At 57.8% G+C, this 15,933-nt stretch carries 13 protein-coding genes; all 13 read right to left on the minus strand.

Annotation, left to right across the window (positions count from 1 at the left end):
* Positions 1–6 precede the first annotated feature (6 nt).
* The 13 genes from icmH to tssA all read right to left on the minus strand — a co-directional run bounded on the left by icmH (position 7) and on the right by tssA (position 15,219).
* Entirely contained in the window at positions 7–882 is an 876-nt protein-coding gene (icmH, locus tag IFT57_RS19735) for a type IVB secretion system protein IcmH/DotU (protein ID WP_192152400.1), read from the minus strand.
* Between the two features lie 5 nt (positions 883–887).
* Positions 888–2,219: a type VI secretion system baseplate subunit TssK gene (gene tssK / locus IFT57_RS19740; protein ID WP_192152401.1), complete on the minus strand. Its 1,332-nt coding sequence runs from the start codon at positions 2,217–2,219 to the stop codon at positions 888–890.
* 2 nt (positions 2,220–2,221) lie between these two features.
* Entirely contained in the window at positions 2,222–2,722 is a 501-nt protein-coding gene (gene tssJ, locus IFT57_RS19745) for a type VI secretion system lipoprotein TssJ (protein ID WP_192152402.1), read from the minus strand.
* Between the two features lie 5 nt (positions 2,723–2,727).
* On the minus strand, positions 2,728–3,924 hold the full coding sequence (gene tagH / locus IFT57_RS19750) for a type VI secretion system-associated FHA domain protein TagH (protein ID WP_192152403.1): 1,197 nt from the start codon (positions 3,922–3,924) through the stop codon (positions 2,728–2,730).
* 17 nt (positions 3,925–3,941) lie between these two features.
* Positions 3,942–4,082, minus strand: a complete 141-nt coding sequence (locus IFT57_RS19755) for a type VI secretion protein (protein ID WP_192152404.1) — start codon at positions 4,080–4,082, stop codon at positions 3,942–3,944.
* Positions 4,083–4,169: 87 nt separating this feature from the next.
* Positions 4,170–5,690, minus strand: a complete 1,521-nt coding sequence (locus IFT57_RS19760; RefSeq protein WP_192152405.1) for a sigma-54 interaction domain-containing protein — start codon at positions 5,688–5,690, stop codon at positions 4,170–4,172.
* A gap of 10 nt (positions 5,691–5,700) precedes the next feature.
* Positions 5,701–8,313, minus strand: a complete 2,613-nt coding sequence (tssH, locus tag IFT57_RS19765; protein WP_192152406.1) for a type VI secretion system ATPase TssH — start codon at positions 8,311–8,313, stop codon at positions 5,701–5,703.
* Between the two features lie 13 nt (positions 8,314–8,326).
* Complete coding sequence (tssG, locus tag IFT57_RS19770; protein ID WP_192152407.1) at positions 8,327–9,334, minus strand: type VI secretion system baseplate subunit TssG; 1,008 nt, start codon at positions 9,332–9,334, stop codon at positions 8,327–8,329.
* Positions 9,298–11,085: a type VI secretion system baseplate subunit TssF gene (gene tssF / locus IFT57_RS19775; RefSeq protein WP_192152408.1), complete on the minus strand. Its 1,788-nt coding sequence runs from the start codon at positions 11,083–11,085 to the stop codon at positions 9,298–9,300. The genes tssG and tssF overlap by 37 nt, the downstream gene beginning before the upstream one ends.
* Positions 11,086–11,202: 117 nt before the next feature.
* Entirely contained in the window at positions 11,203–11,610 is a 408-nt protein-coding gene (gene tssE / locus IFT57_RS19780; RefSeq protein WP_192152409.1) for a type VI secretion system baseplate subunit TssE, read from the minus strand.
* A gap of 12 nt (positions 11,611–11,622) precedes the next feature.
* Positions 11,623–13,098 carry a type VI secretion system contractile sheath large subunit gene (tssC, locus tag IFT57_RS19785; protein WP_192138046.1) on the minus strand — a complete coding sequence of 492 codons (1,476 nt, stop codon included), beginning with the start codon at positions 13,096–13,098 and terminating at the stop codon, positions 11,623–11,625.
* Positions 13,099–13,126: 28 nt separating this feature from the next.
* The gene (tssB, locus tag IFT57_RS19790) at positions 13,127–13,630 is read right to left on the minus strand and encodes a type VI secretion system contractile sheath small subunit (RefSeq protein ID WP_192152410.1); all 504 of its coding nucleotides are present in this window, start codon (positions 13,628–13,630) and stop codon (positions 13,127–13,129) included.
* 32 nt (positions 13,631–13,662) lie between these two features.
* The gene (tssA, locus tag IFT57_RS19795; RefSeq protein ID WP_192152411.1) at positions 13,663–15,219 is read right to left on the minus strand and encodes a type VI secretion system protein TssA; all 1,557 of its coding nucleotides are present in this window, start codon (positions 15,217–15,219) and stop codon (positions 13,663–13,665) included.
* Positions 15,220–15,933: the final 714 nt, after the last annotated feature.

Consider the following 15,933-nt stretch of genomic DNA (forward strand, 5'->3'; position numbering starts at 1 on the left):
CCCTGTTTACGGCTGCGACTGCGGCTGGGCCGCCGCCGGATCAAACGACTGATAAGGCTGCAGAACGGCATCGCGTTGCTCGCCCAGTACCCAGGCGAAGCCCGAATAGATCACCACCAGGCAAACAAAGGTGAACAGCACCACCATCCATGCCGGCACGATACGTACCAGGCTGCGGCGCTGATCACTCAGGCCTTCCCAATGCGGCGAGAACTCGCGTGGTACATCACCACGCAACTGACGGATCTGGCGATACAAGGCGTCGCGGATGCCGTCGAGTTCGAGCATGCCGCGGGCCTGTACGCGGTACTTGCCCTCGAAGCCCAAAGACAGGCACAGGTACATCAACTCCAGCATCGGTAGGTGCTTGACCGGGTTTTTCGACAGGCGATCGAGCAGCTGGAAGAATTTCTCGCCGCCGAAGGTTTCGTTATGGAAGCTGCTGAGCAGGCTCATTTGCGACCACTCGCTTTCGCTACCCCACGGCGTGGTGACGACAGCTTCATCAGCCACGGTGCAGAGCACGTAACGGGCCGCCATCACCTGGCTGCTTTCTGCGCCATTGTGCAAGGCGCTGACTTCAAACAATTTCAGCCCGGTGGTCAGGCGCTCGTTGAGTACACGCATGTCTTCGCGGGTTTCGCTGTGCTTGAGTCGCACCACTTCCGACAGCAGGTCGGAGGCCGCGGCCACCAGCGAATTGAGACTGATGTTGAACGCCTCGGCCGGGCGCAAGCGCGCGGCGTAGATCATGCGCTCCTCCAATTGCTCGAAACGTGGCGGTGCCGCGAAATCCGTCAGAGGGCTCGACGCCGGACCGTGTCCCTGACGGTCGAGCAGGACGGTTTTATCGTCCTGGCTGTATTCCGTATCCTTGATCATGTCGGTCAGTTCCTGATGGCCCAGAATTTCAGTTCAAGCTCGGCGAATTCGCCGGACACGTGGAACGCGAAACCGCCGGAGCGTTCCAGTTGCACCAGGTCTTCGGAGCTGAGTTCGAGAATGAAATAGGTTTTGTTGGAGTGGAACGCAATCTGCCGCGGGGCCACAGGCAAAGGTTTGACCTTGATGCCTGGCAGATGCAGATTGACCAGTTGGCGGATACGCTCCACCGGACCGACCTTGAGGTGCGCCGGCAAGCGATGGCGCAGTTCTTCGCAATCGCAGTTGGCACTCGCCGCCAGCACGAACGAGGCAGAACCCAGCAGCTTGTGGTCGTGCAACGGTGAGACGATGATCCCGTATTGACGCGCTTGCAGCTCCAGCTCTATGGCGTGCTGTTCCAGCACCATCGACAACACCCGACGGATCGCGTCCATCAATTTACGGAAGCTTGCTCCCTGATCGCTGTGCTGATAACGGCTGTCCAAGCGCGGACGCTTGCTGTCGCTGGAGAAGGTCGCCAGATCTCCGAGCATGGTCAGCAGCGTGCGGTACAACTCTTCGGGGTGAACCTGTTCCAGACTAAGATAGTGACGCAGCAACAATTCGGTGCGGTTGATCAGTTGCAGCATCATAAAGTCACCGACTTCCGCGCCACCCACCTTGCCATTGGAACGGATCCGCTCAGCAATGGCGTCGCCCCGATTGCCGAGCATGCTGATCACCTCCTTGAGGCACGACAGCAGGTAGCTGGAGGCGTGCGCCTGGATGTAGGTGGGTACGAATTCCGGGTCGAGGCTGATTACGCCGTCCGGCGTGGTATCGAGTACTTCGCAGATCTTCAGCTTCACGTACGTCTGATCGCTTTGTTGCTCGCCGAGCAATAGCTTGAAGTCCGGGCGGGCGCAGCTGACCTGGCTGGCGGAGTCTTCGCCAGCGTTGGAGTCGGCTACTTCCGCTTCGTACGCGGTATAGCGCGCCAGCACGTCGGATTGCTCCGGGCGACGGGACTCCATGTGGTTGCCTGTGACCAGCGGCAGCACCAGATAGATCGGCGTGTTGCCGGTGTTCGGTGGCACGTCCAGGGCCAACGGCTCGGTGTTACCACCCAACTCGAACAGGCTACCGTCCGGCAGAATCCCCGATGCCTGGCTGATCACCAGTTTGCCCATGTTGAGGAACTGCAAATCGATGTCCAGGTTGAGGAAGCCCCAGATGTAGCTACCCAACAATTGGGTGCGGGTCTTCATCTGGTGGTCGTAGTAGCGATCGTTGTGCTGGAAGTGCTGCGGACGCAGCAACATGCCTTCCTGCCAAATGACTTTATGGAAGTTCATGGTCAGTCAGCCGCCTTGACTAGCAATTCATGGGTATTGCGAATGCCGCTCTGGTCGAGCGTCAGATCGGCGTCGGTGACTTCCACCGGGGCGACTTGCAGGGTGTAGCGCCATTTGGTATCTGGCAGGTCACGGTAGGCGGCGAGTACCCCGACGTAGCGGCTACCCGCCTCGACGCTAAGCTTGAGTTCGACGGTTTCGCCCGGACGTAGCTCCAGCTCCTCGGTCGAAACCATGTCCGGAGCCAGGGATTCCTTGGCGCGCTCGTACAGGCTAAAGAAGTCCGCGTTCTCGAACGCCACCGGGTGCTTGAGTTCAAACAGGCGCACAACAATAGGCGACGGACGACCGTTGAGGTCCGGGTTCAACTGATCGCTGGCCGTCAGCTTCAGGTTGAGTTTGGTGACGTGGGAATATGGCGATAGCGCCGAGCAACCGGCCAACAGTGCCCAGGTGGTCAGCGCAGTCAGCGTCTTAAAAAAATCAGTCGAGCGGCGAGACATGCGCATCATCCTTGGTGGTCGGTGTCGAGGGTAGAAATCAGTCGGACCTGTTCTTCGTAGGCCTGGGCGAAGTCTCGGGCCAGCAAGCGCTCGCTCCAGTCATCGTCCTGACGCAGGGCCTGGTGATAACGACCGTAAGCCCTCCAGCGGCTACCGGACGTGGCCAGCAACGGCTTGTTGTCGCGTTCGAATCGCAGGGTCAATTGCTGTGGCGAGAAGTGTTCCAGCGTGCCGCGAACGGCAGCGCGGCTAGCGGTCAACAGGGCGATCTGATGCGCCTGCAAATCGCGAAACGCACGGAAGATCGCCCGCTCTGCCGGCAACTGCCCCGTCTTGTTCGGCTGCAACAGAATGCCCAGTGCTTCACCGGCATCAACGGCGAACTTCAACGGGTTTTTGTTGGTGCCCTGAACGATGGTATGGGCCAGGCGTAGTTCGTTTTTCAGCTCGCTGCGGGTGCGCAGGCTCTGCTGCAAACCGCCAACACTTTGCTTGAGCAGACGTGCAGCGTTCAGCGCGAGGGCTTCGCGGGCATCGTGGTCAAGGCCGTTGAGATCCACACCCAGGGCGCCAGCAAACTCTTCCCAGAAACCGTTGCTCTGACGCTCGACCGCTTTCGGTGCCGGGGTAGGTGCAGGTTCGGCCGGGGCATCGATCAGTTCCGGTACCATCAGGCTTTCCATGTCGATGCGTGCATAGTCGGCGCGCTGACGGGTGTCTTCCGGAGCCGTGCGTGGCGAGATCATCTCGTCGATTTCCGAATACACACGTTCCTGCTGGTCTAGAGCATTGAGCGGGTCGAGGTCGAGGAACGCATCATCAGGAATGATACTGCCAGCGGCTTGCGGACGACCGACCTCCACATCGGAAGTCGCCAGGGCGTGAACTAGCCGTGCACGGATCTCGAAATCACCCAGCACGTATACGCTGCCGTGCTCGATACGTACCATATCGCCCTTGTGCAAGCGTGCGCCGCTGGCACTATTCTGGATTCCGTTGCTGCTGGTATCGGTCAGGAAAAACGTGCCTTCGCGGTAGCTGATCAACGCGTGATGGTTGGACAGGTGACGCTTGCGGTCCGGAATGATCCAATCGCAATCCTTGCCCCGCCCAATCACGCCGCCGGCCTGCTTGAAGGTCTTCTGGCACAGCTGCGTAGGTACGAACTGCTTGGTGTTCAGCATTTCGAAAACCAGTTCCATGGTGATGCTCCTTGCGGTCACTTGCCGCGATTGACCGACTGCGGATCACCCAATGGGCGATAGGTGTTGTCGTTGTATTTGTAATTGCCGCTGCAGCCGCCGAGGCCCCATAGAACGACAACTGTCAGCAGGACAGCTTGCCAGTGACGAATAGACATCAGAGGGTCTCCAGGGGCGGCACAAAGCGCCGGCCCTTACGGTTGAGGCTGTTAAAAGCGGGGGGATTGAAATCAAGCATATTTGGCCTACACATCAACATTTCCCACGTTGATGTTCAGGCGCCCGAGGCGGTAGAGGAATGTTCGCCGTGGTAGACCGAGCTCGCGAGCGGAGAGGGTCTGATTACCCTCGTTCCTGCGTAGGCAATCGATCAGCAAGCTGCGCTCAATCTGCTCCAACCGCTCGCGTAAGTTCAGGCCGCTGCTGTCTTCCGGTATGGTTTCCATACACAGAGAGAAGTGCTCCACCAACAACTCATTGCCTTCGCAGAGCAGCACCGCACGCTCGACCAAACCCTTGAGTTCACGCACGTTGCCGGGGAACGCGTAGCGGGCCAAAAGATCCAGCACTTCGTTGGACCAACTCACCTGATCACGCTGCAAGAACGTACAGGCCTTGTCGGCGAAGTGCCGTGCCAAATCGAGGATGTCGTCTTCGCGTTGACGCAGGGCCGGTAGCTCGATAGGGAACTGCGTGAGACGGTAGTACAAGTCCTCGCGAAACTTCCCTTGGCTGACCAGCACCGATAAATCCTGATGTGTCGCGGCAATGATGCGCACGTCAATTCTGTGGGTGTCGCTGGAGCCCAGCGGACGAACCTCGCCCTCTTGCAGCACCCGCAACAGCTTGGCTTGCAACGACAATGGCATGTCACCGACCTCATCAAGCAACAAGGTCCCGCCGTTGGCTGCATCGAACAGCCCTGTTCGGTCACGGTCGGCGCCCGTGAAGGCACCTTTGCGGTAACCGAATAGCTCGCTTTCGAGCAAGTTTTCCGGGACTGCCGCGCAGTTCTGCACGATAAACGCCTGGGAACGACGCGGTCCGCATTCGTGGATCGCCCGGGCCACCACCTCCTTCCCCGTACCTGTTTCGCCACCCAGCAGCACGGTGTAGGAGCTGTGCAAGACTTTGCTGATCAGCGAATAGACCTGACGCATGGCTGTGCTTTTACCCGTCAGGCCATAACCGCTGGCGCTCGGAGTGGAGACCGGCGCTGGCGTTGCGCCACTGCTTGGCCGTCGTAAACGCTGCAGCAAATGCATATGGCCCAACACGAACGAGCCAAGTCGGCCAAACGAATCGGCGAAGCCTTGCAGTTCGATGTGCTGATGACTGGCACACAGCAACAACCCTTCCACAGATTTCTGCTGATTGACCAGCGGCACGCACAGCAGTGACTGCCACGGCCTCGCCTGGCTCGGCAGAAAACTGGTCTCGTGCAGACTGCCGCTCAATTCACCAATGAACACTACGCGGTTCTGGCACAGAGCAAATTGCAGCAGTTGCTCGCCGTTGTAGTCCGCTGGCAAGCTAGCCGTTTCACGGGGTTGTAGCTTGCCATCGAGGCACTCCGCATTCATCCCGAGGCAGGTATGGGTAGCGTCCAGCAGGTACAGTTGTGCCAACTCACAACCGCTGAGCTCGGCCAGTCCACGTACGAAGTCACCCAGCAGCGCAGTTCCATCCGTCGCTCGCGACAGGCTGGCGAACTGCGCAAGTAAGGCTTCGGCATAGACCAGGGGTTGGGGCACTTGACTGAACATCACACCCACCTCAGGCAAACTCGCAGATCACGCTGGCGTTGCCATCAAGCGTTGCGTGAACGCGCTTGAGGCTTTCGCCGGTGGCCATCGCGTCCAGCAAACGGTCAGCCACCAACGGCAGCACGTGCAGGTCCAGCAAATGGTCGATCAGGCGTGCGCCGCTGTCGCTTTGGGTGCAGCGTTCGGCCAGGTGATCGACGAGGTGCTGTGAGTAAGTGAAGTCGAGCTGACGACGGTTCAGGCGCTCGCCCAGACGATCGAGTTTGATTTCGATCAGTTCGCGTAGCACCAGCCCACCGACCGGGTAGTAAGGCACCACACGCATCCGCGCCAACAGTGCCGGTTTGAAGTGCTTGCTCAGCACCGGGCGAATGGTTTCTTCGAGAATTTCAGCCGATGGCCGTGCGCCGTTTTCGCAGAGTTCGCTGATGTGGTCGCTGCCCAGGTTCGAGGTCATCAGAATCAGCGTGTTACGAAAATCGATCTCGCGCCCTTCGCCGTCGTTGGCTACGCCCTTGTCAAAGATTTGGTAAAACAGGTTGAGCACGTCCGGGTCGGCCTTCTCGACCTCATCGAGCAGCACGACGGAATACGGTTTCTGTCGTACGGCTTCGGTGAGCATGCCGCCCTCGCCATAACCGACGTAGCCTGGCGGCGCACCGATCAGGCGCGAAACGGTATGTTTCTCCTGGAATTCGGACATGTTGATGGTGGTGATGAAACGATCACCGCCGTACAACAAATCAGCGAGGGCCAATGCAGTTTCGGTCTTGCCGACGCCACTTGGGCCCACCAGCAGAAACACACCTACGGGTGCATCGGGCCTGTTCAGGCCGGCGGCGGTAGCGCGCATCGAGCGATCAAGCGTGTGAACGGCTTGTTCCTGACCACGAATACGGGTACGCAGGTCAGCAGCGAAGCTGGCAACCTTGGCATTGTGCTCACGGGCCAGTTGCGCCAGCGGTACGCCGGTCCAGGCGCTGATCACTTCAGCCACAAGGCGCGGGCAGACCTCGAAGCTCACCAGTCGGTCTTTGACTTGCAACTCGGTCAGCGCTTTGTGAGTCTCGTTGAGCGCGGCTCCCAGCGTTTCGACGCTTTGCGCTTCGTCTACCGGCAGGGTTTCGATTGCGGTGTCTTTGGCGGCTTCACGGGCCTCGGTCAGTTGTTGGCGCAGTTCCAGCAGATGCTCCGCCAAGGTTTTCTGTTCGGTCCAGAGGGTTTCCAGCGCGACCATTTCGGATTCAGCTTCTTCCAGGCGTTCTTCCAGCGTATCCAGCGCTTCGTGGTCGATCAGCAGACCGGCCTCGGCATCGCGGCGCAGGGCCTGACGTTGGCGGCCACCCTCTGCCAGCTCACCACGCAGCCGTTCCAGGCTTTCGGGAGCGGCGGCGAGGCTGATGCGCACACGGGCACAGGCGGTGTCCAGTACGTCGACCGCTTTATCTGGCAGTTGACGACCCGCCAGGTAGCGAGCGGACAACTGGGCAGCGGCGACTACCGCGTCATCACGCAAATAGATACCGTGGCTCTTCTCGTAAACCTGAGCCAGGCCACGGAGGATGGTCACCGCCTCGCTGACGGTTGGCTCGTGCAATTGCACCGGTTGGAATCGACGGGCCAGCGCCGGGTCTTTCTCGAAATATTTTTTATACTCAGCCCAGGTAGTCGCAGCGATGGTGCGTAGTTCTCCTCGGGCCAACGCTGGCTTAAGCAGGTTGGCGGCGTCAGAGCCACCGGCATTGCCGCCAGCACCGATCAGGGTATGGGCTTCGTCGATGAACAGGATGATTGGCCTCGGCGACGCTTTGACTTCATCAATCACGCCTTTGAGGCGACGTTCGAATTCACCTTTGACGCTGGCGCCGGCCTGCAACAGGCCCATGTCCAGAGACAGCAACTCGACGCCTTTCAACGCTTGCGGCACTTCACCAGCAGCAATACGCGAGGCCAGGCCTTCGACGATGGCCGTTTTACCGACGCCAGCTTCGCCAACAACAATCGGGTTGTTCTTGCGGCGCCGAGCAAGGATGTCAACCATCTGCCGGATCGCGCCGTCGCGGCACAACACCGGGTCGAGTTTGCCGTCGCGGGCCTGCTGGGTCAGGTTGTGGGTAAAGCGTTGCAGCAGGAATTCACTCGACACGTTCAATTTACCGATGGCCGATGGCTCCTTCTGGGATAAAGCGAACTCTTTCAGGCGGTCAATATTCAGTTTGGCCAGCAACATCTGGTAGCGACTGCCGGCGTAGCGCATCGGGTTACGTAGCAACGCGAGAATCAGTGCAGCCTGTTCGACCTGGGTCTGGCCCAGTTCAAGGTTGGCAACCAGCAAGGCGTCTTGCAGCCACTGCACCAGTTCCGGGGCGAACACCGGGTTGCGCGAAGCGCTGTGCTCGACCCGTGATTGCAGTGCTGCACTGAGTTCACCAGCGTCTACTTCAGCATCCAGCAGCGCACGGGCAAGCAAGCCTTGCGAACGTTCCAGCAAACCCAGTAGCAGGTCTTCGACAAGGATCTTGCTGCCGCCACGAGCCACACAGCGTTCGGCGGAGCTTTCCAGGTCACGACGGGTTTCGGCATCCAGCGCCTGGATGAGTTGTTGCAGGTCTACGTTAATCATTTGCCATCTGTCCTTAATGAATTTTGCTGCCCAGAGTCACCACGCCGTCTGCTTTTTCGCGGCCGAGCCAACTAGCCCATCCCAGGCGACAAGCGTTCTGCTCACCGATTCGCAGTTCGCGGATTTCTTCCTGGCGCAAGACCAGGCGAATGTCGTAATCGAGCGGGTCACGCAGGGTGAACCGCACCAGCGTACACAGCGGCTGGTAGCCGAAACCGATCGGCAGGAATTCATGGAAGCGTTGCCAGTCGAGTTCGCGAATGTGAATCCGGAATTTGCCGCTGCGATCGCGCACGGTCTCCCCCAGCACCACGTCGTCACCAAGCGTGGAGTTGGCTCGCCCCAGGCGATTACGCTGTTCGCCGAGGATTTCCACATGGCGTTCAATGCACTGTTCAATGGTCAGTTCTGCGTGTTTGAAGTAATAACGCAGCACGGCTTCGATCAGTGCCGCCGAATGCGCACGCAAACTGAGTAGGCCGAGGTACGGCAGCAGGCGTTTCCAGTTCAGTTCCCGGGCCTTGCGAATCTCTTCGCTGCCCAGGCCAATCAGGGCAAAAAGTTGTGCGGAGAACGGGTCGAGGGCACCACTCTGGAAGCTCGCGCGGTAGCGGTACTTGCGCCAGATCGGCAGCATCAGCCGTTGCAGGCGATGGTGGAACAGGTCAAGGAAGTTACGGGTCGGGTTGCCGTCTTCGCTATCGCCCAGTGCCTGCTCGCCATAAAACGCCGGCAGCGGCGACCCGGAGCCCACCAGGCCAATCAGGTTGAAGCGCAGGCGCGCGCGCATCTGCCCGTGCTCATGGAAAAACTCCACACGATCAACGTCACTGCCCGGGAAGCCCAGGCTCGGGTTTGCCTGGAATTCCAGTTGGTCGTACAAATCCTCCTGGCTGAGATGAGGGTGTGCTTCGCGTAGTCGGTCAACTACTAACAGCACGGCCTGAAACAGCGAGTACTCGCGTATACCTCGGGTCAGCGCGCTTAAAGAAGCGGCTGGAGGCCCATACGGGGTGTCCATTGGTACACCTCCCCCTGTGTGCTTTTTACCCGCAGTTCGTGAAACGAATTGAGACTGGCGTAAAGCGCGAAAAACTCGTTAAGAACAGAGGCGAACACGAACAGGTCGCCCTCGCCGATATACCCTTGCGGGTCGATGGTCAGCTCAGTGCGCAGCCCACGAACCGGCAACCCTCGGTGCAATCGATCGACGTGTTGATGTTTAATCGACTTGAGCCCACCGAGCAGGCGTTTGCTGACTTTTTCAGCGTGTTGGTCGTAGTAGCGCGGCAGGTCGTAGGTTTTGAGAATTACCTTCAACGCGTTGACGTCGGCCAGCGACAGATAATTAAGCGACATATTGCTAATCAGCTTCCAAAGGAAGTCATGATTCAGCGGTGGCGCGAAACTCGAAGTGGCGGGGGTAATGTTGCGGAAACTCAGGAACTCCGGCGTTTCTTCGCAGGCCAAGCTGATGTCGCCAAGCTTGAGCTTACGCGGCAGGTTTTGGTTGGTGCACATCAGCTCGACCGATAGGGTTTCCTGGGCTTCGGTGTGGCGAATACCGAAGCTCAGGTAAGTATCGAGGCCGTTGTGCAGAGAGGAAGAACGCTGGCGAATGCTGTAGTGAGGACGGCTAGTGGGTACGTCGAAACTGGGGTCGTGTTCAAAGGATTCGAACGGTACATACTCCTGATAACCGAGGCCACCAGGTTTCCAGCCAGTCACGGTTTCCACCGAGAACACACCGCAGTTTTCCAGGTCGTACTCGGCGGGTAGCAGCAGGTACTCGTCTTGCTTACCGTCAAGGCGGATCGGCAGTGCATCGTGCGTGAACAGATTAACGATGGGCGTACAGTAAAGCTTCACGTTGTCCAGGGTCGGACGCATGCGCAGGACTCCACTCTTGCGAATGTCGAAACGCAACTCCAGACCGCGTACCTGCTTGAGGATATCTGCCGGCAGAGCCTTGAGTAGGTCCAGGCCGTTGATATCGACAAACAGGAATTTGTCCTGCAAGGCGAAATACTCTTGTAGGTAGCGATAACCGCGGAAGGTGTTCAGCGGATAAGGGATCAACGCTTCTTCTTCAGCAAAACCCACCGGCTGCACGCGGTCGCCGGGCATTTTGAACGCCATTGGCGTGCCGTTGACGCCATTAATGTGGTTGCCGGCGTCGTCCAGCGGGATCAGCTCGATGCCTTCCAGGTTACGCAGCAAGCTCAGGTACAGCATCTGGCTGATGTAGCGCTCGCCGGCCAAGTGCAGTCGCAAGCGGCTCAACTCCAGTTCACCGAGGTGACCGTCGGCGCTCATTTCCAGACGCAGGCTCAACAGCGAGCCGCCGCCCTTCACCGAGTAGTTCAGCGCAGTTAGGTCCAACGGCAGGACTTCAGTCGGATAGCAGGTGCGAAAGCGGCAACGCACGTCATCAATCGGAACGCTTTCCACCGGGGTATCGCGTTCGACCATCAATGCCGGACCAGAGCGTTTCAACGGATCGAACTGCAAAATACTGAACGATGGCAGCGGCCGCATGTAGTTGGGCCACAGCAGTTGCATCAGCGAATGGCTGAGCTCGGGTAACTCGTCATCGAGCTTCTGGCGCAGACGCCCGGTCAGGAACGCAAAACCCTCCAGCAAACGTTCCACGTCCGGATCCCGCCCTGCCTGGCCGAGGAAAGGCGCCAACGCCGGGCTACGCTCGGAGAAACGACGACCTAACTGACGAAGTGCAGTGAGCTCGCTTTGGTAGTAGTGGTTAAAGGACACGGGGTACCTGCCTGGTATTCGAGTTCATGAACAAACCGTCGAGGTAGCCGTGCGCATCAACAGTGTCCATGATTATTCGCGTCCTGCCTGTTTGGACGTCGGTGCCTACGAGCCTCATTAGCTGACCTTGACTTGACCGCTGCCATCCAGGCACGCGGCGAAACTGACCTGACGCTTGAAACCATCAACTTCCAGCAGGCCTTCAATGTTGAAGGACAGGCGAAGCTGATCGTGATCACGCGGCAGGGAGATGACACGCACATTGCTCAGGCGTGGCTCGTAGGCTTCGATGAAATTTTCGATGGCCAGACGGGCCTGACTCAGGGAGTCGTGCAGGCTCAGACGCATGTCATTGAGATCGGGTAGCCCGTAATCGGACAGCGTTTGCACGCTGCCCGCACGGGTGCTGAGCATCTTGGCCAGATGGGCAGCCACGGACGCCATGGCGGAAACCTCGCGGCTCCAGCCGACGCGTTTGTCCGTGTCGCCACCCAGGCGTTCGAAAAGGCTGCCGTATCCCGTCATGAGTCGCTCCGCTTACTCTTTGTCCAGCTTGCCAACCAGCGACAAGGTGAAATCGGCGCCCATGTACTTGAAATGCGGACGCACATTCAGGCTAACGCGGTACCAGCCGGGCTCGCCTTCAACATCACTGACGATGATCTGGGCAGCACGCAGGGGACGGCGGCCACGGACTTCGGCACTTGGGTTTTCCTGGTCGGCAACGTACTGGCGGATCCACTTGTTGAGTTCAAGCTCCAGGTCGGTGCGCTCCTTCCACGAACCGAGTTGCTCGCGCTGCAGCACTTTCAAATAGTGAGCCAGGCGGTTGACGATCATCATGTACGGCAGTTGGGTGCCGAGCTTGTAGTTCAGCTCTGCTGCCTTGCCTTCTGCACTGATGCCGAAGAACTTCGGCTTCTGCACCGAGCTCGCAGAGAAAAACGCGGCGTTATCGGAGCCTTTTCGCATGGTTAGGGAAATGAAGCCTTCCTCGGCCAATTCGTATTCCCTACGGTCGCTAACCAGAACCTCGGTAGGAATCTTGGTTTCGATTTCGCCCATGCTTTCGAAATGGTGCAACGGCAGGTCTTCAACCGCGCCACCGCTCTGCGGACCGATGATGTTCGGGCACCAGCGGAACTTGGCGAAACTGTCGGTCAGCTTGGTACCGAATGCGTAGGCGGTGTTGCCCCACAGGTAGTGCTCGTGGCTATTGGCGACGGTTTCTTTGTAGACGAACGATTTGACCGGATTTTCTTCCGGATCGTATGGATTACGTAGGAGGAACCGTGGCACGGTCAGGCCGATGTAACGCGAATCTTCGGACTGGCGGAAGCTCTGCCACTTGGCGAATTGCGGGCCTTCGAAGTGATCTTTTAGATCCTTCAGGTCCGGCAGACCGGTGAAGCTTTCCAGGCCGAAGAACTTCGGGCCAGCCGCAGCAATGAACGGTGCGTGAGACATACAGGCAACGCTGGACACGTACTGCATCAGCTTCACATCCGGCGAGCTTGGTGACAGAAAGTAGTTGGCGATGATCGCGCCCACAGGCTGACCACCAAACTGACCGTATTCAGCGGTGTAAATGTGCTTGTACAAGCCAGCCTGCATCACTTCCGGCGAGTCTTCGAAGTCATCCAGCAAGTCTTCTTTGGAGACGTTGAGGATTTCGATTTTGATGTTTTCACGGAAGTTAGTACGATCGACCAGCAACTGCAGGCCACGCCACGAGGACTCCAGGGACTGGAAGTCCGGGTGGTGGAGGATTTCATCCATCTGACGACTGAGCTTGGCATCGATCTCGGCGATCATGCGATCAACCATGGCTTTCTTGACCGGCTCACCGTTGTTTTGCGGCTTGAGCAGTTCTTCGATGAAGGCCGATACACCACGTTTGGCAATGTCGTAGGCTTCGTCGTCCGGCGTCAGACGGGTTTCGGCAATGATGCTGTCGAGAATGCTGTATTCGCCGTTTTCCGTGCTCTTTCGCTGTGCTGCGCTAGTGCTCATTGTGTTGGCTTCCTTGGCTGATAGAGACTCAGGCGTCATGGGCTGCGGCATTCAAGCCCAGCTCACCCAGTACGCGACCGCGGGATTGGTCGTCGGCGAGAACGCCTTCGATAGCTTTGCGGAACGCAGGCGCATTACCCAGCGGGCCTTTGAGGGCCACCAGCGCGTCGCGCAACTCCATCAGTTTTTTCAGCTCAGGCACTTGCTCGACCAGCGAGGCCGGGTTGAAGTCCTTCATCGAGCTGACGCGCACTTTCACTGACAGCTCTTCAGTGTCGCCTTCTTCCTGAAGACGGTTCGGTACGCTCAGTGTCAGCTCCAACTCTTGCTTGGCCAGCACTTCGTCGAAGGTCATTTTGTCGATGCTGATCGGCTTGCGATCTTCGACTTTGCGTTCGTCCTTGCGATGGATGTAGTCACCGATTGCCAGCAGCTTCAGCGGCAATTCAATCTCTTCCTGAGCACCGCCAGTGGAAGGTTTGAAGGTGACGTTGATGCGTTCTTTGGGGGCTACCGAGCCTTCTTTGGCCATGGCTTTTCTCCTTGCGGTTGTGGCCCTGAGGCCTATTCGAGTACCACTTCGAGATCGAGGTGGCACAACCTGCGATAAATCTCTTCTTTACGCTCTCGCACAGCATGGTTCTGCGGTAATAACTCGCAGCAGCTATGCAGTAAATGCAGCACTTCGAGCACAAGATCAGGCTCCCAGGCTTGCAGGCCTGAGTCGTATAATGTTTGGTCGAGGGTTTCGAGCTGGGTCTTGGCCAGCTCGTACTTCTTGGCTGCAAAGCACAGCCGGGCCAGAGCAAGTTGCCAAAAAAATCTAACTCGCCCGCCGTGAGCATTTTGCAGGCCCTGCTTGAGTATCTGTACGGCAGCCTTCAAGCCGTCTTTGCGCAAGATCGGCAGGACTTCCTCCAGGGCCAACTCCCAAGCCAATTGGGTGTCGGTTGCTTCAACCTTGCGTGGTGCACTGGAGGTTTGCAGATGCGGCGTGACGTTGGCACTGATCCAGGCGCGAGTGGCCGGATCTGCGAAAGGGGTGCCGTTGTAGAAGCGCAGTTCGATGATGCCGGGCAGGCGCTGAATAAATAGCGCGAAGTGAATCTCCACTTCGCGCATCGCCACCTCAGCGTTCAGCCCTTGCAAGCATTCCCAGACCATTCGCTGACCATCGAACCAGAATGGCGACTTCGCCAAACTCGCCTCCAGCTCCACTATCAGGTCTGCGTATTTGGCTTGATCATAGCGATCCTGATAGGTCTTCAGTTTGTCTACCGGCAAACCGCGTAACGCGGTGATCTGCTCGGTGTTGCGCTCAGGAACCGTGTCGATGGGCAGCCACAACAGCGTGCGATTGAGGCGCAGCGCGCGCAGGTCGGTGGCTTTCTGCTTGAGCCACCAGGTGCACAATTGACGGGCGTTTTCCTGCTGGGCACGCAGGGCCTTGTGAGCCTCTTTCTCGTTGTCGATCGGCGCGCCAAGGGCGAACAGCTGCGTAGCAACCTGCTTAACCTGCGCAACCGCAGTACCCACCACGCCAGGCTCCGGCTGGTTATCAGCGGCACGCTGGACCATGTTTTTCAAGCGGCGGGAAATCGGCAGTAGCAGTGGCGCGTCATCGCCCAAATGTTCGGTGCAGGCCGTATCGAGGCCTTCAAGGTGTTCGACCATGCGGCGAAACAGCGGCAGTTGCTCTTTGAGCGCGATATTTTCGTTCAGCACCTGCTCAAGACGCGGCACCAACCAACTGAGGGCAGCTGCGCGGGTGCGAGCCTTGCTCGGGTGAATCTCAGCCCAATGGTTCTCACACAGATGGTGCAGAAGTCCGAGGCCAGCCAATAGCCCCTGGAAAGATTCGCGCTGGTACAGACTCCAAGTGAGCCAAGCCCCGACTCGTAAATCCTTGGACAGGCTGCGCAGGAGGGCTTCGCTGTTTTCGCAGATTTTCAGCCAATCGATCTGACCGCTTTCGTGCATGGACGAGGCTTTACTCAGCTCGGTTTCCAGTGCCTCATATTCGCTCGAAAAGCGAACGTCCTCGCCCGCGAAACTCTCTTTAGAAACAGCGGCTTTCGCGAGTTCAAGATAATGAGCAGAAAGTTTGCTGGAGTAGGACATCCACGGCCTTTAATTAAGTTCCACACCACACTCGATTGGAGTGGTAACGGTGCTGGACAGCCAATGAGGCTTTAGATTCGGCACTACGCGCGCGATTTATGTGCGCACAGCGCAATCATCGAAAACGCATACGTCAACGAGTTTATTTATAAAATCCGAGCCGTCGCGTTGATGCTCTAGCACTCACCAGCCGGATCTAATAAAATGAAATATAGATACATTCTGTAACGCTCCTCTTATGTTTATGGCGACTCGAGAGTCTCTCGAAAACAAACGCGCCCCCCCTTTTCTTCGGATACCCTACACCCATCGCGATGGGCAAATATGTAGGACGTTTCTGAGAATGCACCAAAATTCCTAAAAAAAATCTAATGCGTTATGGATGCGTCTTTCGCGGCATCGTATCGCCACCATGCGCCAAGAGTTGCGCACTAAATTGTGGATAACCCTGTGAACAAATCGCTGCATGACGCGCACTTAAGCACTCACAGGCAAGTGCGCAAGAAGTTGCGCAGCAGTGCGCAACTTCTTGCGCACTTTTATTGATAATGCCTATGTTAAACGCTGGCCAACTCTACAGATTTAGACTTATACCGTTGATAAATAAGTAATTTAACCTAATTGGCATAGATCTTGATCGGTGTTTTGGAACCTGCAGCATAAACATGCCTGCGGGCCCCTATATTATTTTCAGCAAGGAGAGCATTCATGGCT

This window comes from Pseudomonas sp. CFBP 13719, assembly GCF_014842095.1.
Classification (GTDB): domain Bacteria; phylum Pseudomonadota; class Gammaproteobacteria; order Pseudomonadales; family Pseudomonadaceae; genus Aquipseudomonas.